This is a genomic window from Gluconobacter potus, from assembly GCF_015244705.1.
In the GTDB taxonomy this organism is placed as follows: domain Bacteria; phylum Pseudomonadota; class Alphaproteobacteria; order Acetobacterales; family Acetobacteraceae; genus Gluconobacter; species Gluconobacter potus.
Map to the genome: position 1 here is coordinate 133,480 of NZ_JABCQF010000006.1, position 24,518 is coordinate 157,997.

Genomic DNA, 24,518 nt, shown 5'->3' on the forward strand with positions numbered 1-24,518 from the left:
GCCTGAAAAACACGTCCGGAGCCTCTTCAGGCTCTGGATATCCCAAAGAATCTATGGTTGTATTTACAAGTTCGATCACTCGTCCCCATACAGACGCTCGCCCCTTCCTCCCGTGGAGCCATCGCATGAACACCGCCCCTGAATGCCAGACCTCTCCCCTCTCCCTGGCCCGGGCTGAAGTCCGTCAGCTGCCGGTCTATAATGCGGGCCTGTCAGAAGACGCCGTGCGGGCAAAATACGGCATTCCGCGGATCACCAAGCTGGGCAGCAACGAAAACCCTTATGGGCCGTCTCCTGCGGCGCTGGACCACTGGACCGGAATAGCCGCCAGCCTGTTCCGCTATCCGGACGCGTCCGCCGAAGGGCTTCGGGAGGAACTGTCCCGTCAGACCGGAATCGACACTGACCGGATTATTATCGGAAACGGCTCTGAACAGATCATCCGCATGATCTGTGAAGCCTTCCTTTCCCCCGGAGACCGCCTCGTCACGGTTCTGCCCTCCTTCGGGCTGCATCTGATCTGGCCGCAGATGATGGGCGCCAGGGCAGACGCCATTCCCATGACGGCAGATGCCCGTTTCGACCTGTCGCGGCTGCATCAGGCCGTAACATCCGGGCCTCTCAAGGTGCTGATGTTCTCGAACCCGTCCAATCCGGTCGGCTGCCTGATGACAGGCGACGCCATGCAGAACCTGATCGACGCCTGTCCCGCAGACACGCTGATCGTCATCGATGAAGCCTACTGGGAATATGCGCGCTCCAGCCCGGACTATGCCGACAGCCTCACCATTCTCAAAAACCAGTCGCGCCCCTGGATGGTCCTGAGAACCTTCTCGAAAGCCTACGGTCTGGCCGGGCTGCGGGTGGGTTACGCGCTGACGTCAGATCCCGGCCTTACCGCCGTCATGACGCGCGTCCGCGATCCGTTCAACAGCAACAGCGCTGCGCTGGAAATGGCCCGGCTGAGCCTGCTTGATCAGGAGCACATGCACAAAACGGTGGACGCAACCCTGGCCGAAGGATGTGCGCTGAAAAAGGCTCTGGAAAAACGAGGCTATTTCGTCGCACAGTCCTTCGCCAACTTTCTGTTCTTCGACGCCCGAGAATCCGCGTCAGCCCTGGCCGAGCGTCTTCTCAAACAGGGCGTCATCGTCAAACCCTGGAAGGAAAAGGGCTACGAGACCTGGATCCGCGTCAGCATTGCGCGTCCCGAAGACAGCCAGGCCTTCCTTGCCGCCCTCGATCGCGTCCGTCAGCCCTCACACTCCTCCGTAGCCTGAGAAGGAACGCGCCATGACCGGCCCCTCTGCTGCTGAACGCGCCGCCCGGCGTCTCGCCCCTCTTTTCGGAGATCGCCTGACCGCCAACGAGACGGTCCGCGATCATCACGCCCACGGCGAAGGATGGCGCCACCCGGATCAAACCCTGCTGCCGGCCTATGTCCTCTTCGCCCGCACAACGCAGGACGTGTCCGACGCCCTGCGGATCTGCCACGAGGAAAACGTTCCCGTCATTCCCTTCGGCGGCGGCACCTCCCTTGAAGGACAGCTGACGCCCGTTCCGGACTGCATCAGCCTCGATCTGTCCATGATGACGGACATTCTCGACGTCTCGCCCGGGAACCTGACCTGCCGCGTGCAGGCCGGCGTGACCCGGCAGGATCTGAACCTCCATCTGCGGACACAGGGCCTGTTCTTCCCGGTCGATCCCGGCGGCGAAGCGACGTTTGGCGGAATGTGCGCAACCCGAGCCTCAGGCACCGGCGCCATGCGCTACGGCACCATGCGCGCCAACGTGCTGGGCCTCGCGGCCGTTCTGGCCGACGGACGCATCCTCCATACGGGCGGTGCCGTGCGCAAGGCCGCCACAGGCTACGATCTGACGGGTCTGCTCATCGGTTCGGAAGGCACGCTGGCCGTCATCACGGAAGTCCAGGCCCAGCTCCATCCCATCCCCGAGGCCGTGGGGGCTGCGGTCTGCCAGTTCCCGACACTGGCCAGCGCCGTGGAGACGGCTGTCCTCGTGATCCAGTGCGGCCTGACGGTCGGCCGGATGGAACTGCTCGACGACGTCCAGATGGACGCCTGCATCCAGTATTCCCACCTCACGGGCTACGAAGCCCTCCCCACCATGTTCTTCGAGCTGACAGGCTCCCCCGCCAGCGTCGCGGAGCAGGAAACGGTGCTGCGCGACCTCGTGGAAGGCCAGGGCGGCCAGTCCTTCCGCTGGGCCACCGCGACCGAGGAGCGCAACACGCTCTGGAAGGCGCGCCATGACGCCTTCTGGGCCTGCATGGCCTATCGCCCCGGCTACAGGGGGATCACCACGGACGCCATCGTCCCCATCGCCGCCCTGACGGAACTCATGACCGGCGCCAGAGCCGATATCGACGCTTCCGGCCTGCTGGCCCCCATTGTCGGGCATGTCGGTGATGGCAATTTCCATACCGTCATTCTGATCCCGCCCAATGACACCGATGCCGAAAAGCGCGCCCTTGAACTGGACCATAAAATCATCCGCCGCGCCCTTTCGCTCGGCGGTTCCGCAAGTGGCGAACACGGAATCGGCCTCGCAAAACAGATCTTCATGACCGAAGAGCACGAGCCTGCCGCCCTCTCCGTCATGCGCGCCATCAAGACCGCACTGGACCCGAAGAACATCCTCAACCCCGGAAAACTCGTTCCCGCAGACGCCTCATGAGCATCCGACACATCCGTCTGCACACCATGCCCGCAAGCCCATGGAAAAATGGAGCCGGCACCACCCGCCTGCTGACCGAACAGCCGGAATGGCGCCTCAGCGTCGCCAGCATCACCCGGTCCTCACCGTTTTCCAGCTTTGCCGGTCTGTTCAGACAGATGGGACTTCTGACGGGGAACGGCGTCCGGCTTCTTCCCGTTTCGGGCGCTCCGCCTCTTCTGCTGGATCAGCCCGGCGGCGTGATCCAGTTCAGTGGCGACCTGCCCCTGACAGGCGTACCTCTGGACGGCCCGGTCGAAGTCCTGAACCTGATGCGCCCCGCGAACAGGACAGGCCCGGACCTGACCGCCATCACGCCGGAAAATCTTCCTTCAGATGGTCTGCTGAGTTTTATCGCCGTAGAAGGACACTGGGACGTTACGACCGAAGAGCAGCATTATACGCTCGCACCGGGAGACATCCTTCTGAGCGAAGTCCCCTTTGAACTCACCGTCCTGAAAGCGGGTCAGATCGCCTACGCCGTCACCTGACCGGCCGGAGCGCTGCCGCTCCCTGCGCCCGCAGCGACGCAAGATCCACCATCCCGCCCAGACGCAGGACATCACGGATCTCACCGCCCAACCCGTCCACCAGACTGCGAACCCCTCTCTCGCCGCCAGCAGCAAGCGCCCAGGCCCAGGGACGCCCGATCCCCACGGCCTTCGCGCCCAGCGCCAGTGCGGTCACGACGTCCCCGCCCCAGCGGACCCCGCCGTCAAGAATGACGTCCGTCTCCCCCTTCAGGGCCTCAACGATGTCTGGCAGGACGCAAAGCGAAGACGGGGCCGGGTCCATCTGCCGTCCCCCATGATTGGAAACGATCACCGTCTGCGCCCCCGCCTTCTGGCAGGACAGCGCATCCCCGGCGTCCATGATCCCCTTCACGGCAAGCTGCCCCGACCAGACGGAGCGCAGCCAGTCCAGATCCTTCCAGGTCAGCGTCGGATCGATCTGGGAGGCAGCATTCCTGGCCTGCTCCATCAGGTTACTACCCATGCCATAAGGCGCCAGGTTGCCGATTTTCGGCATCCCGTTCCGTAGCATCCCCGCCGTCCAGCGCGGATGCGCGGCCATGGACAGCACATGTCGCAGGGACGGGCGCGTCAGATTGCGAAAGCCGTTGCGCACATCGCGCAGCCGGAGCGGCGTGATCGGCGTATCAACCGTCAGGATGATGTTCCGGATGCCGCAGCTCTCCGCCCGGCGCAGCATGTCACGGGTAATGCCCCGGTCACGAAAGACATAGATCTGTGCCGCGAGCGTCACGCCCGGCACCCGGGAGAGCGTTTCCAGCGACTGGATGGCGAATGTGGACACCGCCATCGGCAACCCCGCCGAAGCCGCGACCCGCGCAGCCCGGATTTCACCGTCCGGACACATCAGGCCGCCAAACCCCAGCGGCGCAAACATGAACGGGAGCCGATGCGTGGCTCCCAGAAAAGACCCGGACAAATCGCAGTCCGAAACATCCACCAGACATTTCGGAACAACCGCCCAGCGGTCAAAGGCCCGGCGATTGGCCCGGACGGTGCGCTCCGAATGGGAGCCACCGTTGACATAATCCCGGAAAATACGGGGAAGAACCCTGTCAGCCCGACGATGCAGAGCCGCAATGCCGTGATGGTTCATTCCCCGTTCTTCTCCTGTCCCGATCAGCCCTCAAGAGCAGGCAGGGCAACGCCCGACCCGACACAGCCTCCCAGAGCGCCATCGATGATGAGCGCGCGGGCAGCTTCCATGTCCGGCGTGAACAGCCGGTCCTGGGCAAAGAAGGGCACAGTTTTCCGCAACGTCTTCGCGACTTCAAGCAGCGGCGCGGATGTTTCCAGCGGCGCCAGGAAATCCAGCCCCTGCACGGCCGCCAGATATTCAACCGCAATGATCGTCCGGACATTGTCCACGATATCGCCGACGCGACGCGCGGCAAACGTCGCCATGGAGACGTGATCTTCCTGGTTGGCAGAAGTCGGCAGACTGTCCACACTCGCCGGATGGGCCAGCGTCTTGTTTTCGGACGCCAGAGCCGCAGCCGTCACCTGTGCGATCATGAAGCCGGAGTTCAGCCCGCTGTCCTGCACCAGGAACGGCGGAAGACCGCTCATCTGCGCATCGACCAGCAGCGCCAGACGCCGCTCCGCAATCGCCCCGACCTCGGAGACGGCAATCGCCATGAGATCCGCGGCAATCGCCACAGGTTCCGCATGGAAGTTGCCACCCGAGATCATCTCGTCCGTGTCCGGGAAATGGATCGGATTGTCCGAAACCGCATTCGCCTCGATCACCAGAACCCGCGCCGCCTGACGCAGGTTGTCCAGACAGGCCCCCATGACCTGAGGCTGGCAGCGCAGGCAGTACGGATCCTGAACCCGCTCGTCGTCTTCAAGATGCGACGCCCGGATGGCAGAACCCTGCATCAACGCGCGATAGACCGCAGCACACTCGATCTGCCCTTTCTGACCGCGCAGTTCATGCAGACGCGGATCGAACGGCGCATCCGTACCCCGCGCCGCATCAAGCGTCAGGCCACCCGTGATGAGGGCCGCATGAAACAATCGCTCGGCATCCAGAAGCGCCGCAATCGCCAGCGCCGTGGAGGCCTGCGTACCGTTCAGAAGGGCCAGCCCCTCCTTGGCACCCAGAACCAGAGGCTCAAGCCCGGCGGCCTTCAGGGCTTCGTCGCCTTTGAGGCGCTTACCCTGATAGAATGCCTCGCCCTCGCCGATCACCACAGCCGACATATGCGCCAGCGGAGCCAGATCGCCCGAAGCGCCAACCGATCCCTTCTCCGGAATGACAGGCACGACACCTTGGTTCAGCATGTCCAGCAGAAGCTGCACAATCTGCGGACGTACACCCGAATAGCCTCGCGCCAGACCATTGGCCTTGAGCAGCAGGATCAGGCGGACCACACGCTCCGGCATCGGCTGGCCGATCCCCGCAGCATGGCTCAGCACCAGATTGCGCTGAAGATCGCGCAGACGGTCATCGGGAATACGGGTCTTCGCGAGTTTTCCGAAACCCGTATTCACACCATAGACAGGCTCGCCACGTCCGACGATGCGCTCCACAGACTCCGCTGCACGCTGCAGGGCCTCAAAGGTCCCGTCGTCCAGGCGGACATCCTGCTGGCCGAAATAGAAGCCCCGCAGGTCGCTGAGCGTGATCTTGCCGGGCGTGAGTGTAAAAATGCTGGTTGTCATGATGGTCTCAGGCTCCGCGCGTGATCATGGGAAGGTCGAGGCCCTTCTCGCGGGCACACTCCGTGGCAATGTCGTAACCGGCATCGGCGTGGCGCATGACGCCCGTAGCCGGGTCATTCCACAGCACCCGCTCCAGACGCCGCGCCGCATCCGGCGTGCCATCCGCCACAATCACCATGCCGGAATGCTGGGAGAAGCCCATACCGACACCGCCGCCATGATGCAGCGATACCCACGTCGCACCCGACGCCGTATTAAGCAACGCATTCAGCAGCGGCCAGTCGGACACAGCGTCCGAACCGTCACGCATGCTCTCGGTCTCACGGTTCGGACTGGCGACCGAACCGCTGTCCAGATGGTCACGGCCGATCACGATCGGGCCCTTGAGCTCACCGCTGGCCACCATCTCGTTGAACGCCAGCCCCAGACGATGGCGGTCCCCCAGACCAACCCAGCAGATGCGCGAGGGCAGTCCCTGGAAGTGGATCTTTTCCCGCGCCATATCGAGCCAGTTGTGCAGATGCTTGTCGTCCGGAAGCAGTTCCTTGACCTTCGCATCGGTCTTGAAAATGTCCTCCGGATCCCCCGAAAGTGCTGCCCAGCGGAACGGCCCGATACCCCGGCAGAACAGCGGACGGATATAGGCCGGCACGAAGCCCGGGAAGGAAAAAGCGTCTTCAAGACCTTCGTCAAAGGCCATCTGGCGGATATTATTTCCGTAATCGAAGGTCGGAATGCCTTGGCGATGGAATGCCACCATGGCCTCGACCTGAAGCCGCATAGATTCCCGCGCCGCCTTCTCAACCGCCACAGGATTGGTAATCCGCATCTTCTCGGCCTGCTCCAGCGACCATCCGGCCGGCAGATAACCGTTCAGCGGATCATGGGCAGAGGTCTGATCCGTCACACCATCCGGACGGATGCCACGCCGCACCAGTTCCGGGAAGACTTCAGCGGCATTCCCCAGAAGACCCACAGAAACGGCCTCGCCTTTCGCACAGGCGTCCTGAATGATTTCCAGAGCTTCATCGAGCGTCTCGACCTGCCGATCCAGATATCCCGTCTCCAGACGCTTGCGGATGCGGGACGGCTCACATTCGACTGCCAGCATGGACGCACCGGCCATGACAGCCGCCAGAGGCTGCGCGCCGCTCATGCCGCCCAGACCGCCCGTCAGAATCCAGCGTCCCTTGAGGTTCCCGCCATAATACTGGCGCCCCATTTCCACGAAGGTCTCATACGTGCCCTGAACAATGCCCTGCGAACCGATATAGATCCACGATCCCGCCGTCATCTGCCCGTACATCATCAGTCCGGCCCGATCGAGTTCGTTGAACTTCTCCCAGGTCGCCCAGTGCGGCACGAGGTTGGAGTTCGCGATCAGCACACGCGGCGCATCGGCATGCGTCCGGAATACGCCAACCGGCTTGCCGGACTGCACCAGAAGCGTCTGGTCGTCCTCCAGATCACGCAGCGCCTCGACGATCCTGTCATAACAGTCCCAGTTCCGCGCCGCGCGACCGATGCCACCATAGACAACGAGCTCGGACGGCTTTTCCGCCACGTCGGGATCCAGATTGTTCATCAGCATCCGGAGCGGCGCTTCAGTCTGCCAGCTCTTGGCCGAGAGTTCAGGCCCGGTCGGGGCACGGATGACACGATCATTCGAAAGGCGGTTGCCGGGATCACTCATGGGCTTCATCCTGTATGAACTTGTATATACCAATACTCAAATCGCTCTGCGGAATTGTCAATCCATTTATGAAATGACATCGGGATTTATTTTCCCGAACACGCCGCCTCGGGCCGCCAGCACAGCGCAGTCTCAAGCAGGCCATCGATCATCCGCGACAGACGCACCGCCTTCTCCAGATCGATCGGCCAGGACGCTTCTTCGCTCCGCAGATAGGTAGACTGCGTAATTTCAAGCTGGATGGCATGGATGCCACGCTCTGGCTGGCCGTAATGCCGCGTCGTGTATCCACCCTTGAAGCGACCATTGACGACATGGCTGTAGGCCACGTTTCCAGCCAGCCTCTGCGCCAGAAGAGTCTGCAATTCCCCGTCACAGGACTGTCCGCTGTTGGTCCCCAGGTTCAGATCCGGAAGCGTCCCCTCAAACAGTCGGGGAATGCTCGACTTGATGGAATGCCCGTCCCACAGAACCGCCCATCCCCATTTCTGACGAAGCCGCTCCAGCTCTTCCGCAACAGCCTCATGATAGGGACGCCAGTAAACCTCCCGCCGCTCGGCAACCTCGCTTTCGTCCGGTGCCTGCCCCTCATGGTAAATGGGCTGCCCGTCAAACGTCAGCGCCGGCACAAGCCCAGTGCTGGGCCGCCCCGGATAAAGCGCCGCATCGTCAGCGCCACGGTTCAGATCCACCACATAACGGGAATGATGGGCCTTCAGCACCCCCATGCCCTTCGACAGCGCACCGGCATAAAGATGTTCCATATACCAGTCGGTATCAGGCAACTGACGCCCGCGTTCCGTCATCCGCCGTTCCATCCCGGGCGCCAGATGGCAGCCGGAATGCGGAAGGGTCACAAGCACGGGCATCGTCCCGCGAACAAAGGAAAAAACATCCGTCATGGTCAGGATTTCCTTGTAAGATCAGAGATCAAGAAGAGTGCGCACGGTGCGCCGGAACGCCGCGGTCACAGCGTCATGATTGAGGTGCCGTCCATCGCGCACGCGCCACTGACCACCACACAGCACATCCTTCACGGGGGGCTGGCGCGATCCGAAAATGGCCGCATCAAGAACGGCATCATCCTGCAGATACGGAAGCGGCAGCTGGTCTTCGTCCAACACGCACAGATCCGCCCGCGCCCTGGCAACCAGCCCCCAGGACTCAAGCCCGCAGGCCCGTCGCCCGCCATCCAGCGCCTGCCGATACAGCCATCCCCCCGTGGACCCCAGCGCCTCCGCCGGCAGAGCCGCACATCGCGTCTGCGTAAAAAGCCTCTGCCCGTATTCCAGGGTACGCAGCTCTTCCCAGGGACTGATCAGCACATTGCTATCGCTTCCAATCCCGAAGCGTCCCCCGTCATTTACATAAGGCGCAAGCGGGAAAAGCCCGTCCCCCAGATTGGCTTCCGTGATCGGACAAAGCCCCGCCACCGCTCCGGAACGCGCCATCCCCGCAACCTCGGAAGCGGACAGATGGGTCGCATGCACCAGACACCACCGCTCATCCACATCCGTCTGAGACAGCAGATATTCCACAGGCCGCGCGCCCACGAAGGCAACGCACTCCTCCACTTCCTTCTGCTGCTCGGCGACATGGATATGAACAGGGCCCGTCTGCACAGACAGAAGATCCGAAGCCGTCTCCAGATCAACCGCCCGAAGCGAATGCAGACCCAGCCCAACGGAAAGCAACGGCTTTCCCGCCCAGGCCGACCGGGTCTCGCTGATGATCCTGCCGATAAGTTCCGGCGTCGTCGCGAACCGCTCCTGCGCCTCCTGAAGCGGACGCCCGTCAAAGCCCCCGCGCTCGTACAGCGTCGGCAGAAGCGTCAGACCAATGCCGACCGCCCGCGCCGCCTCACCAACGCGCAGGGACATCTCCGCCACCTGCCCATAAGTCGCTCCACCCGGCGCATGATGCAGATAGTGAAATTCCGCGACCTGCGTATATCCGGCCGTCAGCATTTCCATATACAGGTAGCTTGCAATATCCTGCATCTGTTCGGGCGAAATGCGATGCGCAAGCTGATACATCAGCCGCCGCCAGGTCCAGAACGTATCCGCCGGATTCTGACGGCTCTCCGCCAGTCCCGCCATACCCCGCTGAAAAGCATGGGAATGCAGACTCAGCTGCGACGGAACAACAATCGCTTTCCGCTCTGCATCCGCAGATATCCGGGCGTCCGGGACGATCGATTCGAAACACCCGTCAGGAGAAACAGAAATCCGCACATTCCTGCGCCAGCCGTCCGGCAACAGGGCCTGCTCTGCAAACAGTTCCATAACCTCGACATTCCTTCCCTCATCACGCGGAAAGTCTTTGCTTTTCCCGTTGGTTGCATGATGATAATGGAATTGTAAGACTTGTATATACCACCACGACAGATTTGATGGCGCAAGGAAGAACGCGAATGTGGGATACGCTCTGGACAGACATTCATGTCGCGACGGCCGACCCGGCGCTCATTTCGGATCAGGACGGCTATGGCTGCATCCACAATGCCGCAATCGGCATTGAAAACGGACGGCTCAGCTGGATTGGGTCGGCCCGTGACCTGCCAGACGCTCCGCCAAACTTGGCGCATAAGATCCGCTCAGGAAACGGCCTATGGATGACGCCAGGCCTCGTGGACGCCCACACCCATGTCATTTACGCCGGCGACCGCAGCCTGGAATTCGCCGAACGCCTCAATGGCGCCTCCTATGCGGAAATCGCGCGCAAAGGCGGCGGGATCATCTCCACGGTCAATGCCACCCGCAATGTCTCCGCAGACGAACTCTTTGACGTCACAGCGCGCCGCGTACGACGCATGATCACCGAGGGCACAACGACCCTTGAGATGAAGTCAGGCTATGGCCTGACCCTGCAAGACGAACTCAAACAGCTCCGCGTTGCCCGCGCCATCGGCACCGCCCTGCCCGTACGTGTTCACGCAACTTTCCTCGGTGCCCACGCCCTGCCGCCGGAATTCAAAGACCGGAAGGACGATTATGTCTCCCACCTCATCACCGACATTCTCCCTCAGGCCGTGGAAGAAAAGCTGATCGACAGTATTGATGGCTTCTGTGAGAACATCGCCTTCACCCCCGATCAGATCGAACGTCTCTTCATCGCGGCAAACGACCTGAAAATCCCCGTCCGCCTCCATTCCGAGCAGCTCTCAAACAGCGGCGGCACGAAGCTGGCCGCACGTTACGGGGCCCTCTCGACCGACCATCTGGAATATGTCGTGGAAGACGACGTCATCGACCTAGCTCATGCCGGCACAGTCGCGATGCTGCTTCCGGGAGCCTTCTATTTCATCCGCGAAACGCGCATGCCGCCCTTAGACCTGTTCCGAAAGCACAATGTTCCCATGGGACTTGCCACAGACTGCAATCCCGGAACCTCCCCAAGCGTGAGCCTTACAGGCATCATGAACATGGCCTGCACCCTGTTCCGCATGACTCCCGAAGAAACCTTCTCGGCCGTAACCCGGATCGGGGCCCAGGCCTTGGGGCTTCAGAACGTAACCGGCAGCCTGGCAACCGGACAGGCCGCGGACATGCTTCTATGGGACATCGCCGGCCCACACGAACTCTCGTACTGGATTGGCGGCAGAAGGCCAGTTCAGCGAATTTTTGACGGTAAACTGGACCCTGTGATATAAAGTTGCATATTCTTATCCATACAACCTCTTGTCTAAATAACCGTTTCGCCAGGATGTTTTTTGGATTGCCGCTTCCCAGCTGAAGGACAGCCCGCGACATGAAAATGGACGTCTCCCGGGAACGCTCTCCCGCTCGGTACGAACAGGTCAAACTCTACATTACCGAGCGCATTCAGGACGGCGAATGGAAAGAAGGCCAGAAACTTCCTTCCGAGAGCGAACTGGTCGAACTCCTCGGCGTCTCCCGCATGACGGTCCACCGGGCCCTTCGTGAACTGATGACCGAAGGCGTCGTGGTCCGTGCGCAGGGTGTAGGAACATTCGTCTCGCGCCCTTCGCCAAAGGCTGACCTGCTGGAACTTCACGATATCGCCGATGACATCCTGAGCTCAGGACACGTCCATACCGCCCGCGTCATCACGCTGGAAGCCATCCGTGCCGACATCGATCTCGCATTTTCCTTCGACATGCGTCCCGGCAGCAAGCTGTTCCATTCCGTGATCGTCCATTTCGAAGACGATATCCCGCTTCAGGTGGAAGAGCGTTTCGTCTCTCCGGCATTCGCGCCCGAATACCTCCAGCAGGACTTCACCCTCACCCATCCGCACCGGCACCTTTACCATATCTCCGGCCCCGACGAGATCGAGCACGTCGTGTTCGCCGTCTCTCCAACTCCGGAGCTACAATCGCTACTGGACATCGGCCCTCACGAACCCTGCCTTCAACTCGTACGCCGCACATGGGTCAAAGGCCGCGTCGTCATGAAAGGTATCTTCACCTACCCAGGCAACCGTTACAGCCTAGGCGGCCGCCGCAAGTCCTCTTCAGACAATTTCTAACTGCCCAATCTTCCTTGCGCAATGTGTATGGGAACAGCATCCACCCGTAGCTTGACAGGCCGTACCTAAGGCTTCGTAGGCAACTTAAAGCTGCCCGAATACTGTTTCCCAGCAGCGTACTCTTGCTCAAATCATGACTTAGCGAGTCACTCAAAAATCGATATTAATCTACAACGAAAGGGACAGACACAGTCCTATTAAGGGGTCCAAAACGCCACGAAATACGCTTCACCACAATAACAAAACGAAAGTTTTCGAGAGAGTTGTCAATCAACAACCGTTCAGCCCCATCCCCACAACGATGGTTCAATCTCTAAAATACGAAATTAATTTACCGATAATATATTGTTGGCAATAAAATTCTATAGTAGCAAAAAAAACACTCCGTGACACCTTGGGTAGAAATTGAAACAAAAAGACACACAAATCGTCAGGAAATGAATTTCTGTCTATTTACGAATTATTAGGAAAGACAACCAAATGATTAAGATTAACAAAATTCATCTCAATGGGAAATATTCATCACGAAAACTATATATGTACTACACAATATACATAATGCTGGCTTTCTCATATCACAAATCATTCGCCAAGACAGTTTCTCTTCAAGGCTCCAGTACAACTCCTATCTCGATCTCCGGAGATGATACGCTTTCCTTAACTTCCGGCACTACGCTCTCCACCGGCAGTGAAAAAGCGATCGTTATAAAAAAACCGACCGACATATCCATAAATATCGGTACAGGTTCTAGCATCATCAGCGAAGATGATGGTGTGCAAGCGAAATCCTACACGGAAGGGTCAGCTGTAATTTCACTAACAAACAGCGGAACCATTGAAAGCACATCTGGAGGTCAGAGTATTGATTTCGATAATATCTCCTCTACGTCCTCTTCTACTACAATAATTAATACATCTACAGGTTCTTTAATTTCAGATGACGCTGACGGAATTCGTCCCGGGAATAACGCTACTGTCATCAATGACGGAAAAATATACGCTGACGGCGCAACAGGTGACAGTCATGATGGCATAGATTTTCAGGATTACGCCGGAACCGTAATAAATAACCAGTCTGGCACTATCTCCGGAAAACGTCATGGCATTACGTCTTCCGTTGACGTAAACGTTGTCAATTACGGAACAATTGTAGGCAGAAACGGTTCTGGCATTGGCTCGGATGGCGATGGTTCTGTTGTGAATTATGGGACAATCATCGGAGAATATGATGGCTCAGGAACCGGCGATGGCGACGGCGTAGATATCGACAATAAGGCCGTTATTGAAAATTATGGCCTTATTCAAAGTACCGGAGCAGCTGGGTATGACAAAAACGGAGAAGGAAACGCTTCAGAAGCTGTTGCTGTAACAGGCGGCCTCGACCTCACAAATTATGCATCGGGTGTTATCGATGGACAGTGGGTGGGAGTTACAGCATTAAATAATACCAATAATATTACCAACCTTGGAGAAATAAAAGGTACCGGCTACGGATTGTACATGGATGGAAATGATAACATCTTGAATAAGGGAGATATTCAAGGTGAAGTCGTAGGCGTCTGGTCAAACGGAAATTTAAATATCACGAATTATGGGTCCATAGAGAGTAATGGATTTTCTGGCGGTGATGGTCATGCCATTGATACAACCGGCAATGGCTCAGTAAATATATATAATTTCGGGACAATATCATCAAACTCATATGCTATCCAACTAGGATACAACGGGACTCAACAGGAAAATAACCTTTATATTGAAAAAGGATCTTCAATTACGGGACTGGTTTCCGCAGACCCCAGCAATAATAGTAATAATATTTTCCTGGAAGACGGATCAGTATTTTCTTCCGCTGTAGGCTTCCATCTGTTGACAGCATCTGGGACGACTACCGTTACCGGTGATAGCGTTATAGATAATGTTGTTGTGAACAGTGGATCTTCCATAAATTTCGGTGTCGGCGGCAGCACTGGAATTATATCTGGAAACATACTTGATAATGGGGTGGTTGATTTTAACCATTCCAATGATTTGACATTCTCCAATGCCATTGAAGGATCAGGCGTCCTTGTTAAAGACGGTTCCAACAACCTGACTCTTTCCAATTCCAATACTTACACTGGAGGTACAGTCCTGAATTCAGGTACCCTGACCGGTACCTGAATTCAGTTTTGGTAGTGGTGCCATCACGGATAATGCGGCACTGGCTATTGCACAGGATACGGACGGCACTCTGTCCAACTCCATCAGTGGCACTGGAACCTTGACCAAAGCCGGTAGCGGCAATGTCACACTGACGGGAATTAATACCTTTGCAGGCGGCACACTGATTTCAGCCGGAACCCTGACGGGAGGAACGTCAAGCTTCGGCAGCGGCGCCATAACGGATAATGCGACACTGGCTATTGCACAGGATACGGACGGCACTCTGTCAAACTCCATCAGCGGCACTGGAACCTTGACCAAAGCCGGTAGCGGCAATGTCACACTGACGGGAAGTAATACCTTTGCAGGCGGCACACTGATTTCAGCCGGAACCCTGACGGGAGGAACGTCAAGCTTCGGCAGTGGTGCCATCACGGATAATGCGGCACTGGCTATTGCACAGGACACGGATAGCACTTTGTCCAACTCCATCAGCGGCACTGGAACCTTGACCAAAGCCGGTAGCGGCAATGTCACGCTTGCTGCTTATGATACCTATACGGGTGATACCACGATTGAGAATGGAACGCTGACAGTCTCCGGTTCTATAGGAAACTCGGCGGTTACTGTGGATGATGGTGCAACGCTATCCGGTACTGGAACTGTTGGTACTACAGATATTCGTAGCTCCGGTACACTTGATACCTCAGCGAACGGTCTGGATAGCATCCTGCACGTAAATGGTAACCTGACGCTGGAACAAGGGGCGAATTATCTGGCTGTGGTAGGAGAAAATGGTCACTCAAGCCAGACAGAAGTGAATGGAGAGGTCATCCTCAACGGTAATACCCTGACTGTAAACACCGTTGGCAGCCCCATTTTATCCGCCAATAGCCATTATCAGATTTTAACTGCTTCCAATGGAATTTCCGGCACCTTTGGTACAATCAATGATAGCGGATTAATCAATAGTTATTACTTCCTTTCCCCGACCCTCGACTACACAGCGGACAGCATTTATCTGGATATGGATCGTAACAGCCGTAGCTTTGCTTCTGCTGCGATAACACGTAACCAGTCCGCCGTGGGAACTGCCCTAGACAGCATGGGAGCTGCTGGTGGTGCCGTAACTGGAGCTGTCGAACTCCTGAATGAGAAACAGGCACGTCATGCCTATAATTCTCTGTCGGGTGAAATCCACGCCTCGGCGCGTACAACAATGATTGAAAACAGCTTCTACATCCGGAATGCTGCCCTTGATCGGCTGGTCTCATCAGATTGCATCAATGGCGTCAGCCAAAGCACGATCAAGACTGTATCCGTCGGCACTGCCGGCAATGCCTCCGCTTGTCGCGAGCCCGGCCTGACGATGTGGGGCACAGCTTACGGGTCATGGGGTCACAATGGGGGCGGCAGCAATGCCAGCAGCCTCCATCACGAACTGGGCGGCTTTGTAATGGGAGTTGATACTCAGGCATTCCAGACATGGCGTATTGGTGGCCTCGTGAGCTATGGTCACTCAGCATTCAGCAGCAATGCAGTGCAGTCTTCCGGACACAGTAATGATGTCAGTGTCGGTGGTTACGCTGGCACTCACTGGGGACATCTCCATCTCCGGCTTGGAGCTTTTTACAGCTGGGACATTCTGGGTCTGAATCGGACCGTGAAAGCTCCAGGTCTCAGCGACCACCTGTCGAGCAGCTATCTGGGCGGTACAGCGCAGACATTTGGCGACATCGCGTATCAGTTCCGCTTTGGACGGGCCACACGGATCGAACCCTTTGCCAATGTGGCCTATGTCAATGTGCATACGAACGGCTACCATGAAGATGGTGGAAAGACTGCTGCTCTGAATGGGCGCGGCGTGGATACAGGCACCACTTATTCCACTTTTGGTGTTCGCGGCTCCACCGTTTTCCATGTAGGAAATATCGTACTGATGCCTAATGGTAGCCTGGGTTATCGGCATAGTTACGGCGTCATAGCGCCAACAGCACACCAGAGCTTTGCAACGGGAAGCTCAGATTTTGAGGCGGCCGGCGCTCTTTTGGCGCAGGATGCGGCCGTCATTAATGCCGGGACGGCTGTACGTCTATCCGATCGTCTGAATGCTAACGTATCGTATGTTGGTCAGTACGGTGCCAACTATATCGACAGCGGTATTCGAGGAAAAATTATCTGGAATTTTTAAGTCCCTCTGACGCGAGATACGCCGCCTGTTTGGATAATTCCAAAATTTAAATGCGATATACCCAGATGATCTTATACTGGTTTAGCTGTTACTCTTCCTGGCCCAAGGTTACCCCTGGGTCAGGGAATACTCTCAAGTTGCAAGAGGCTTTTGAGCATTGAAACAAACGTGCCCCGTCATGGCTCCCCACAAACACTCACGAAGACGCTATCGAGCCAGCGTTCTCAGGCGCGGATTATGGCATAGCCAATCGCCCAAAAATTAGGCTCAACCTCCCTTCAGACCGACTGGACAAACAGCAATTGACCTTTCACTGTGGATACAGACAAAGGAAACCAACTCATGTCCTATGATGACACCGACACGGATTCGGAAATTCTCGAACTTCTCGGTGAACTTCAGGCCGATGCGGAACGACTGAATATCACTGCTGACAAATCAGACGTTCCAGAAGATTTAAAACACATGATTGCCGCACTGGCAGACAAGATCGATGGATTGGCTTCATTGATCCGCTGAGGTCTATTCTCTTCAAGCGACCTCCCCACGGCAGTTTCAGGATACACACCCGGCAACCAGACTGATGATCCGATGGTGCAGAGCCGCGGGGGTCAGGGATACACCATCGAGCCGTGACATAGCCGACAACGCACCGAAGCCTTTAACAACAACCGGCGTATGACGCGCACCACCCGGCATGACAGCACGGGGAAGCGAGGGGCGATGATCGCCATAAAACACCAAAAGAGCGTCTCGACCGGTCTGCCCAAGAGCCTGCGTTACACGTCCCAGAAGCTCATCCCCTTGTTGAAGATGCTGAAGATAATCGGCCATCCCTCCTGACCAGGGTCCATGATTTTCGATCGTAACCGTGAAAATGAATGTTCCCGAAGGCTTGGAGACAGCTTCATCAATCAGTGTCAGTATCCGGTCTCCCACGGCATGATCTGCAATATGACCTTCCTCTTGCGCCGCAGCAGCGAACCCTTCGGTACCGATCAGCCGGCTAAAGCCTGCGACCGGCATCAGGACGTCCCGCCCATAAAACCTGAGATCATGGGGGTGCAGAAAGACCCTGTCCCCACAGACCGGGGCCAGCCGGGCCGCAAGCGCGTCGCCAGCCTGCTTTCCTGCCGTGAGATACGGATCAAAACGACAGAAACCGAGCTCACTCTCTTCGTGACCGAACAGCACACCGTATTCCGTGCGCATGGTATAGGCACCAAACCCCGAAACCTGGAGTTTTCCAACCTCCCCTTCCCGTTCTGCACACAATAGATGAGGCAACACACAGGCTGACGCATCTTCGAGACCGAACTCACGGGGATCGGCAAACGATTCGCACTGGATCACCACAATCAGGGGAGCCTGATCAAGCTGCCCTGCGGACACCGGTGGCCAGCTAGGTAATTTCCGACGACGGTCGTCCTTCCATCTCAGCCAGCTCAGCACAATGGTTGCCAACAGACCGTAGCGCTGTTCTCCCATATCCAAATCCGCAGCAGGCAGCAGCCTGCGCGCCAGTCCGACACGTCCTAGAACATCAAGACAGAACCATCCGGTCACGAACAGGCATAACCCTTGCACCCGAACGGAAAGACCAGAGCCGCTCCTAAGCCAGAGTGCATCCTCCAGAAGCAATCCGAAAAAGGACGCTCCCAGAAACGCCAGTCCTGCCACCACCAGAATCCGGGCGAACGGCGGAATAGCCCCGATATAAAATCTGGGATGCCGCACAAAGGCGCCAATGACGGCGACATCGCTGAACATCAGCGGTTCTCCAAGGACATTCCTTTTCAGACCCGAGCCGAAAACCAGCAGAACTCCAGTCAGCACTGCCAACACCGCTGCCGCCAGAGGATGTCCCGCAAGCGACACCAGCGCCCCGAAGATCATAAATGTTACAAAGAAACGGAAAATAATTCCCTGACAGAAAACAACCAGAACCCTGCCACTCTGAGAACTTTTTCTTGAAAATCTCACAGAACGGGATGTAATACAGTCCATAAACTCAAAAACAACCCAAACCGTAAATAAAAAATATAACAATATCACATATTTATCCCGAATAATTTACTTGTTTATTATATTTAAATAATTTCACTCACCTTAAGTTAAGCATGATGTTATTTCATTCCATTTTGTAATTAATTTTTTATCTTTCATGCATACTCTTTGAATGTTAGACCATCCGATGAATTTTACCCAGCCCCGCAGAAACGACACCGGACGAGGGCACGAGAAAGGAAGAGTACCGGTCTTGCGTCCAGGAGCTATTTCGCCCGTCAATTCACTCCCCCTCATTCTTTCCGCGCCCCCTTTAGGAAATCCGGTCCATCCGCTTACGCAAATCCGATCCACCATTCCCCACCAGACGGCTGAAGGGCTGGTTTCACCCGAGCATATCCGGAACAACCCCGCTGTACGGATGATTTCGGAAGCACGGGTGGGCGGTATGTTCTGGGAGCGTCCCGCGGCAACGACAGCCCCAATCGTAGTCTGCGTCCCCCCTCATGCAGAATATGCCCTACAGATGTGGCGAAAAGCAAAAGAGTGGACCAGCCCTACCCGGCTCCTTCTTGTAACTCCGCATGACGGCGTGCAATGGCGCAGAATGCGCAACGAGGCTCGGGCCGAAGGAGCCCAAGCCCTCTCTGAAAATGTTGATCCGCACTCCCTGCTGGATGGAACGCGCACATTTTTCTTGCCCCCCAAAGGCCTGACGACACTGTCAGCACTCGGGGCACTGACCGGACACTCGATTCTGCGCCCAGACAGAGACGAAGGCTGGCAACCGGACCTGCATGCCTCCTCGGCAGCATTGCATATCCTTTACGCTGCGACGGAATACCGTTCACCTTTTTCGGGGCTGCCGATCGACATTCTGAACGCGCTCTCTCTCCTGACGGAATGGAAGCACATCCTCACGTCCAATCGCACCATCAGCGTGTGTGTCGGCATGTCGTTCTGGAAACGCGCCCGGATGAGGGAATTTTTCGCCACCGCGGAAAAACGCCGTCCATTCCCCTTCTTCCGCCGCACGACAACAAGTGCCCTGACCGTAGCACGCGCGCGCAAAGGCCAGAATGGCATTGCTGTCTGGGCAACACGCATACCGCGCAAACTGGAACAGACAGCCCAGAAAAACCACCTTCCCCTTTTCCGTATCGAAGATGGTTTCATCCGCTCTGTCGGTCTTGGCAGCGGTTTCCTGCCTCCTGCCTCAATCATCGCGGACAGCAGGGGCCCCTATTACGATCCCGCACGCCCCAGCGATCTGGAAGTCCTGCTTGCCACCCACCCGCTCGGAGAGAGCCTTCAGAAGCGCGCGCGCGCGCTGATCGGGCTGATCCGCACACAGAATATTTCCAAGTATTCGGCAGGCGGCAGCATTCCCGCATTCGACGCACCAGCAGAGCGACGGATCATCCTCGTTCCCGGCCAGGTGGCGGACGACATGTCGGTCCGACTGGGTGGTGGAAGCATAAAGGGCAACATGGACCTCCTGCGCCGTGTCCGAGCGACCTGTCCGGATGCCTTCATCGTCTATCGTCCGCATCCCGATGTGGATGCAGGACACCGCGCCGGCGCCATCCCTGATGCCGATGTCCTGCACGTGGCGGACCGGATTTCCCGTGGGGGAGGCATGGCGCCCTTGCTGGATGCCGTCGATGAAGTCCATACACTGACGTCGCTGACAGGCTTCGAAGCCATCATGCGCGGCCTGCCTGTCACGACATACGGACAGCCTTTCTACGCTGGCTGGGGGCTGACCCACGATCTGGCGCCTGTCGCACGACGGAGCCGGCGGCTGAACATCGCTCAGCTCACGGCTGCCACATTGCTGCTTTATCCACGATATATTGATCCCCTGACTGGCCTGTTCTGCGGACCGGAAGTTCTTATCGACCGCTTCAAAACCCCCGAAGTCTGGCGACCTGATCTTCTCATGCGCCTGCGCGGAGCCCAGGGGGGAATCAGAAGAGCCTTTGTTCAGGGAGTTCACACGGTGTTGCAAACACGCGCGAAAAAGAAGGACTGGTCATGACTTCCGTCAGGACATCTCCTTCCGCGGGAGATACTGCGTCCAATACAACGCACGGCACCGAAGGCGTACAGCGCAACATCCTGCTCCTTCAGGGGCTGATGGGACCGTTTTTCCGACTGATCGGCAGGGAACTGCGCCGCCGGGGATACGGAGTCTGGAAAGTCAATTTCAATGGCGGTGACCGGCTTTTCTGGCGCCTGCCCGGCGGCATCGACTTCACGGGCCGCGCCGATGAATGGCCGGACGCCCTGACCCGGATCATCATTGAGCACGACATTACCGATGTTGTGCTGTTCGGAGACTGCCGTCCTCTGCACAGCGCGGCTATCGCAGTCTGCGCCCGGCTGCACATTCCGGTGCACGTCTTTGAAGAAGGCTATCTCCGCCCCGACTGGGTGACGTTCGAGCTCGGAGGCGTCAATGGCAACTCCACTCTTTCTCGCGATCCAGCCTACTACGTCGAGCGCGCCAGAACCCTTCCCACCCTGCCACCGCACCACCCGGTTCCGTCTTCTTTCCGGACGCGGGCCCTTCAGGGACTGGCCTACAATACCGCCGATCTTCTTTCCCGCTGGCATTACCGCCACTGGAACAACTACCGCCCCTGGCATCCCCTGACAGAAGGCATCGGCTGGTTACGCAAACTGCTCGCCCGTGATGAACGCCGCGCCAGAAGCCAGAAAACACTCGAGGCGCTACGGACTTCCGGCAGCCCCTACATGCTGTTCCCCCTTCAGCTCGACGCCGATGCCCAAGTCCGCCTCCATTCCTCTTTCAGCGGCATGGCAGAAGCCATCCGGGTCGTGATCGCCTCTTTCACGTCCCACGCCCCCCACGGCATGCGCCTCGTCATCAAGGAACATCCGCTCGACAACAATATCCGGAACTGGTGCCACGAAGTTGCCATGCAGGCCGCAGCGTACGGCGTCTCAGACCGTGTGGACTATTTCGAAACGGGCGACATCGCGGATCTGGTTCGTACTGCCACCGGTGTCATTACCATCAACAGTACGACTGGAACGCTGGCCCTCGCCGAAAACAAACCCGTCATCACCTTAGGAAATGCCGTCTACGACATTCCAGGCATCACGTTTCAGGGCCCTCTGGAGAAATTCTGGTCGAATCCGGGACAACCGGACCCGGAAATCTTCGCAGCCTATCGCCGCGTCCTGATCGAACGCTGCCTGATTCCCGGGGGCTTCTTCTCGAACGAAGGCATGGCCAAGCTGGTGCGCCACGCAATCGACCGGCTGACACGCCACAGCCCGCGGGACTTTGCCACCGCGTCACGTGCCGAAATGGCACGCCGCGAAACCCTGCGCCAGGAACTGGCCTGCCACCCCGATACGCCAGCGGAAATCATCTCTCCGGTTCCGGCTGAAACGGAGACTGAGGCTCTGGAAAAGGTCTCATCATGAGCCAGTCACTATCTGACAACGTGCCATTCTATACACTCGACATCTCGCGGATCCTCACCCGCGCGGGCGCCCGCGTCCCCACAGGAATTGACCGCGTCGAACTCGAATATGCCCGCTACCTGCATCAGAATGCGCCCGACCACCTCGAATTCGCCGCAGTCCACCCGATCGGCCGGTTCGCCGCTCTCCCGTATGACAGGGCTCTCGCCTTCATCAGGGCCATCGGCACTGTATGGGACAGTGGAGTTGATGACGGAGGACGGGCCGCCAGGCTAGGCCGGGCCCTTCTGCATGGCCTTCTCCTCCCACGCCCCGTCCGTTCTACCGTGCCACACGCGCGAACCGACGGCCGCAATATCTATCTTCTGGTTTCCCATCACCATCTGACACGACCCGGACTGATCGCGGCTGCAATCCGGCGGCGCAATGGCCTGTTCGTTCCAATGATCCAGGATCTGATCCCGCTCGAATTCCCTGAATACGCGCGGGAGCGGGAACCAGCACGGCACCTGCGCCGTATCGAGACAGTCGTCCAGTATGCCGACGCCGTCCTGGTCCCGTCACAGGCTACCCAACAGTCTCTTCTCCCCTATTTTAAAAACGCACACCGAAACGTACCCATATGGCCAGTCCCACTCGGGGTCCATTTGCGCGCCACCTCGGAAACAGAGATACTTCCTGGCAACGAAGCCGACACGATCACCCGACGTAGCCATCCCTATTTCGTCTGCCTGGGAACCATCGAGGCCCGCAAAAACCATCTTCTGCTTCTCAACCTGTGGCGACGCCTTGTCGATATCCACGGAAAGGCCGCGCCCCATCTCGTCATCGTAGGCAAGCGGGGCTGGGAGAACGAGCAGGTCATCGACATGCTGGAGCGATCTCCAGCCCTCAAGGGGATGGTGGAAGAACACAACTCTCTGCCCGACACCACGGTCGTCGACCTGCTCCGCGGGGCCAGGGCTCTCCTGTTCCCGTCATTCTCCGAAGGGTTCGGCCTGCCTCTGGCCGAAGCTCTGGCCCTGGGCACACGCGTTCTGTGCTCGGACATTCCGGTCTTTCACGAGATTGGCCGCGATTGCGCCACATATCTTGACCCGCTGGATGGGCCGGCATGGATCCGGGCCATAGAGACCCTGTCTGGACTGACACCGGACAGAGCAGAACCCGCTCCACCGGTGCCCCTGGCCGAAGAGCAGATTCTCACCTGGCCTCAGAGCATTGCCCGTGCGCTCGCGCATATCCAGACCCTGTCGTAGCAAGCTGCAGCGTTTGGCATCCGGAAAAACTCTCCCCCGTCTTCTTCTTCCTTCGGCAGGACATACCCTTTGATGTTTTTCAAGCGGCTCTGGCCTTTCTCCACCCGACGGACAGACACGGCGCAACGCACGGACACGCGTGGACATTCACCATCCGTGTCCGTGGAAGAACTGCTGACGCTGTGCCGTCAGGAAGACTGGTCCCGGCTTGCCGGCCAGGAGGATATTTCAGATGTGCGTACCCTTTGGGATCTTCGCCCTGCAGCGTGCCAGCAGTGGATGACGACGCTGACCCGGGAAGCGGATCAGATGAGGGACAGTGGCAACCCCGCAGACGCCGCAAACTTCTACAGGGGCGCCTTCGCGCTCGCACCCTGGCGTCTCGATCTCGGCATGCAGCTGGGCAACATGCTCAAGGATAGCGGACAGCTTGAAACCGCCGAACATATCTACCGCACCATTATCACCCAGGCCCCAGAAGAGGCCGAAACCTATCTTCAGCTCGGTCACGTCTACAAGATCCAGGGCCGTCGCATTCTGGCGCTGAACCATTACCGTGAGGCTCTTGAACGCGATCCCACCTGCGAAGCCGCACATCGGGAACTTTTCCTCGCCGGCGACACAGCCGCGCAGCGGGCCAGCATGTCACATCGGCATCTGTCCCACGGCACCGAACAAAGCCTTCACCTTGCGGCAACCCTGGCCGACATGCGCCACCGGCTGGACGACATGACCGCCGTGCTCCCGGACATTTCCGCATTCAACGCTTTCCCGAGCGAAGATTACACGATCTTCCGAAAACTCTTCCGTATTCCGCCTCCGCCTTCCGCCCCGCCGCTACCGCTTACAGTCATCATTGCGCAGGATGATGTCTCAGAAGCCGTTGCCGCCGCCCAGATGACGGCCCTGGGCAGCATGCCCTCCCTCACGAAGCTTTATACAACCGGCGCTTCCTCCACCCTTCGTGATGCATGGAACACGAGGATGCGGCCGGGTCTTTCCATCACCCATCTGCCTGATGCAGACGCACTTCCAGCAACTCTGCCCCATACGGAAGGACAGATCTCCGGAAACGTCCTGCTCATCGGCGCTGACTGCATTCCGTCTCCGCTTATCGCGGACTGGATTGCCTGTGCCGTCCAGACCAGCACCTGCGCAATTGCGTTCTTCGACGCCGAAACCCTGACCCCGTCGATCTCCCGCAGCGCCCTGTTCGAAGCCACGGCGGCTCTGTTGCACAATTCGTCCATTGTGCGTGCCGAAGCCATTCAGGACTTTGTCTTACGTGACAGGCTGTGTGAGGGGGACCCCGAGCGCCGTGAAGCGATTGAGTATGG

18 protein-coding genes are annotated in these 24,518 nt (G+C 58.0%); 12 read left to right on the forward strand and 6 right to left on the reverse strand.

The features are described from left to right. Positions 1 to 125: 125 nt before the first annotated feature. Genes HKD31_RS10645 through HKD31_RS10655 form a run of 3 tightly spaced genes read left to right on the forward strand, consistent with a single transcriptional unit; the run spans position 126 to position 3,230 of the window. On the forward strand, positions 126 to 1,280 hold the full coding sequence (locus tag HKD31_RS10645) for a histidinol-phosphate transaminase (RefSeq protein ID WP_194265029.1): 1,155 nt from the start codon (positions 126 to 128) through the stop codon (positions 1,278 to 1,280). 13 nt (positions 1,281 to 1,293) lie between these two features. Continuing rightward, entirely contained in the window at positions 1,294 to 2,700 is a 1,407-nt protein-coding gene (locus tag HKD31_RS10650; RefSeq protein WP_194265030.1) for an FAD-binding oxidoreductase, read from the forward strand. Next, positions 2,697 to 3,230, forward strand: a complete 534-nt coding sequence (locus tag HKD31_RS10655) for a HutD/Ves family protein (protein WP_194265031.1) — start codon at positions 2,697 to 2,699, stop codon at positions 3,228 to 3,230. The genes HKD31_RS10650 and HKD31_RS10655 overlap by 4 nt, the downstream gene beginning before the upstream one ends. On the opposite strand, the gene HKD31_RS10660 is transcribed toward HKD31_RS10655, so the two are convergent. From HKD31_RS10660 to HKD31_RS10680, 5 genes are all read right to left on the reverse strand, one after another. After that, positions 3,223 to 4,368: an alpha-hydroxy acid oxidase gene (locus HKD31_RS10660; RefSeq protein WP_194265032.1), complete on the reverse strand. Its 1,146-nt coding sequence runs from the start codon at positions 4,366 to 4,368 to the stop codon at positions 3,223 to 3,225. The genes HKD31_RS10655 and HKD31_RS10660 overlap by 8 nt on opposite strands. 23 nt (positions 4,369 to 4,391) lie before the next feature. Further along, a complete protein-coding gene (gene hutH / locus HKD31_RS10665; protein ID WP_062496351.1) occupies positions 4,392 to 5,939 on the reverse strand; it encodes a histidine ammonia-lyase in 1,548 nt (515 codons plus the stop codon). 7 nt (positions 5,940 to 5,946) lie between these two features. Continuing rightward, positions 5,947 to 7,632, reverse strand: coding sequence for a urocanate hydratase (gene hutU, locus HKD31_RS10670; protein ID WP_194265033.1), 1,686 nt, complete (start codon positions 7,630 to 7,632; stop codon positions 5,947 to 5,949). An 86-nt stretch (positions 7,633 to 7,718) separates the two neighbouring features. After that, entirely contained in the window at positions 7,719 to 8,534 is an 816-nt protein-coding gene (hutG, locus tag HKD31_RS10675; protein WP_194265034.1) for an N-formylglutamate deformylase, read from the reverse strand. 21 nt (positions 8,535 to 8,555) lie between these two features. After that, positions 8,556 to 9,917 carry a formimidoylglutamate deiminase gene (locus tag HKD31_RS10680; protein ID WP_194265035.1) on the reverse strand — a complete coding sequence of 454 codons (1,362 nt, stop codon included), beginning with the start codon at positions 9,915 to 9,917 and terminating at the stop codon, positions 8,556 to 8,558. A gap of 128 nt (positions 9,918 to 10,045) precedes the next feature. Here HKD31_RS10680 and hutI point away from each other — a divergent pair, with 128 nt between their 5' ends. The 5 genes from hutI to HKD31_RS10705 all read left to right on the forward strand — a co-directional run bounded on the left by hutI (position 10,046) and on the right by HKD31_RS10705 (position 16,975). Continuing rightward, the gene (gene hutI / locus HKD31_RS10685; RefSeq protein WP_194265036.1) at positions 10,046 to 11,284 is read left to right on the forward strand and encodes an imidazolonepropionase; all 1,239 of its coding nucleotides are present in this window, start codon (positions 10,046 to 10,048) and stop codon (positions 11,282 to 11,284) included. Between the two features lie 98 nt (positions 11,285 to 11,382). Continuing rightward, positions 11,383 to 12,123 (forward strand): histidine utilization repressor, encoded by a 741-nt coding sequence (gene hutC / locus HKD31_RS10690; protein ID WP_011252715.1) that lies wholly within the window; start codon positions 11,383 to 11,385, stop codon positions 12,121 to 12,123. A gap of 480 nt (positions 12,124 to 12,603) precedes the next feature. Further along, complete coding sequence (locus tag HKD31_RS10695) at positions 12,604 to 14,283, forward strand: autotransporter-associated beta strand repeat-containing protein (RefSeq protein WP_194265037.1); 1,680 nt, start codon at positions 12,604 to 12,606, stop codon at positions 14,281 to 14,283. 100 nt (positions 14,284 to 14,383) lie between these two features. Next, entirely contained in the window at positions 14,384 to 16,456 is a 2,073-nt protein-coding gene (locus HKD31_RS10700; RefSeq protein WP_194265729.1) for an autotransporter outer membrane beta-barrel domain-containing protein, read from the forward strand. A 342-nt stretch (positions 16,457 to 16,798) separates the two neighbouring features. Then, positions 16,799 to 16,975, forward strand: a complete 177-nt coding sequence (locus HKD31_RS10705) for a hypothetical protein (RefSeq protein WP_193363854.1) — start codon at positions 16,799 to 16,801, stop codon at positions 16,973 to 16,975. A 36-nt stretch (positions 16,976 to 17,011) separates the two neighbouring features. Here the strand turns inward: HKD31_RS10705 and HKD31_RS10710 are convergent, their stop codons facing one another. Further along, positions 17,012 to 18,511, reverse strand: coding sequence for a sulfatase-like hydrolase/transferase (locus tag HKD31_RS10710; protein ID WP_338085567.1), 1,500 nt, complete (start codon positions 18,509 to 18,511; stop codon positions 17,012 to 17,014). Positions 18,512 to 19,070: 559 nt separating this feature from the next. On the opposite strand from HKD31_RS10710, the gene HKD31_RS10715 reads away from it, so the two are divergent. The 4 genes from HKD31_RS10715 to HKD31_RS10730 all read left to right on the forward strand — a co-directional run. Next, positions 19,071 to 20,504 carry a capsular polysaccharide export protein, LipB/KpsS family gene (locus HKD31_RS10715; protein WP_228120527.1) on the forward strand — a complete coding sequence of 478 codons (1,434 nt, stop codon included), beginning with the start codon at positions 19,071 to 19,073 and terminating at the stop codon, positions 20,502 to 20,504. Further along, a complete protein-coding gene (locus tag HKD31_RS10720) occupies positions 20,501 to 21,922 on the forward strand; it encodes a capsule biosynthesis protein (RefSeq protein WP_370543922.1) in 1,422 nt (473 codons plus the stop codon). Before HKD31_RS10715 ends, HKD31_RS10720 begins: the two co-directional genes overlap by 4 nt. Then, on the forward strand, positions 21,919 to 23,181 hold the full coding sequence (locus tag HKD31_RS10725) for a glycosyltransferase family 4 protein (protein WP_194265040.1): 1,263 nt from the start codon (positions 21,919 to 21,921) through the stop codon (positions 23,179 to 23,181). The genes HKD31_RS10720 and HKD31_RS10725 overlap by 4 nt, the downstream gene beginning before the upstream one ends. 156 nt (positions 23,182 to 23,337) lie before the next feature. Continuing rightward, positions 23,338 to 24,518: tetratricopeptide repeat protein (locus tag HKD31_RS10730; protein ID WP_194265041.1), on the forward strand; the 1,181-nt coding region annotated here is incomplete at its 3' end.

Bases quoted from the DNA above. Each gene is read 5' to 3' on its own strand.
- hutI (WP_194265036.1), top strand. From the start codon at position 10,046: ATGTGGGATACGCTCTGGACAGACATTCATGTCGCGACGGCCGACCCG.
- HKD31_RS10715 (WP_228120527.1), top strand. From the start codon at position 19,071: ATGCGCAACGAGGCTCGGGCCGAAGGAGCCCAAGCCCTCTCTGAAAAT.
- hutU (WP_194265033.1), bottom strand. From the start codon at position 7,632: ATGAGTGATCCCGGCAACCGCCTTTCGAATGATCGTGTCATCCGTGCC.
- HKD31_RS10645 (WP_194265029.1), top strand. From the start codon at position 126: ATGAACACCGCCCCTGAATGCCAGACCTCTCCCCTCTCCCTGGCCCGG.
- HKD31_RS10705 (WP_193363854.1), top strand. From the start codon at position 16,799: ATGTCCTATGATGACACCGACACGGATTCGGAAATTCTCGAACTTCTC.
- hutC (WP_011252715.1), top strand. From the start codon at position 11,383: ATGAAAATGGACGTCTCCCGGGAACGCTCTCCCGCTCGGTACGAACAG.
- HKD31_RS10660 (WP_194265032.1), bottom strand. From the start codon at position 4,368: ATGAACCATCACGGCATTGCGGCTCTGCATCGTCGGGCTGACAGGGTT.
- HKD31_RS10655 (WP_194265031.1), top strand. From the start codon at position 2,697: ATGAGCATCCGACACATCCGTCTGCACACCATGCCCGCAAGCCCATGG.
- hutG (WP_194265034.1), bottom strand. From the start codon at position 8,534: ATGACGGATGTTTTTTCCTTTGTTCGCGGGACGATGCCCGTGCTTGTG.
- hutH (WP_062496351.1), bottom strand. From the start codon at position 5,939: ATGACAACCAGCATTTTTACACTCACGCCCGGCAAGATCACGCTCAGC.
- HKD31_RS10680 (WP_194265035.1), bottom strand. From the start codon at position 9,917: ATGGAACTGTTTGCAGAGCAGGCCCTGTTGCCGGACGGCTGGCGCAGG.
- HKD31_RS10695 (WP_194265037.1), top strand. From the start codon at position 12,604: ATGATTAAGATTAACAAAATTCATCTCAATGGGAAATATTCATCACGA.
- HKD31_RS10650 (WP_194265030.1), top strand. From the start codon at position 1,294: ATGACCGGCCCCTCTGCTGCTGAACGCGCCGCCCGGCGTCTCGCCCCT.
- HKD31_RS10725 (WP_194265040.1), top strand. From the start codon at position 21,919: ATGAGCCAGTCACTATCTGACAACGTGCCATTCTATACACTCGACATC.
- HKD31_RS10720 (WP_370543922.1), top strand. From the start codon at position 20,501: ATGACTTCCGTCAGGACATCTCCTTCCGCGGGAGATACTGCGTCCAAT.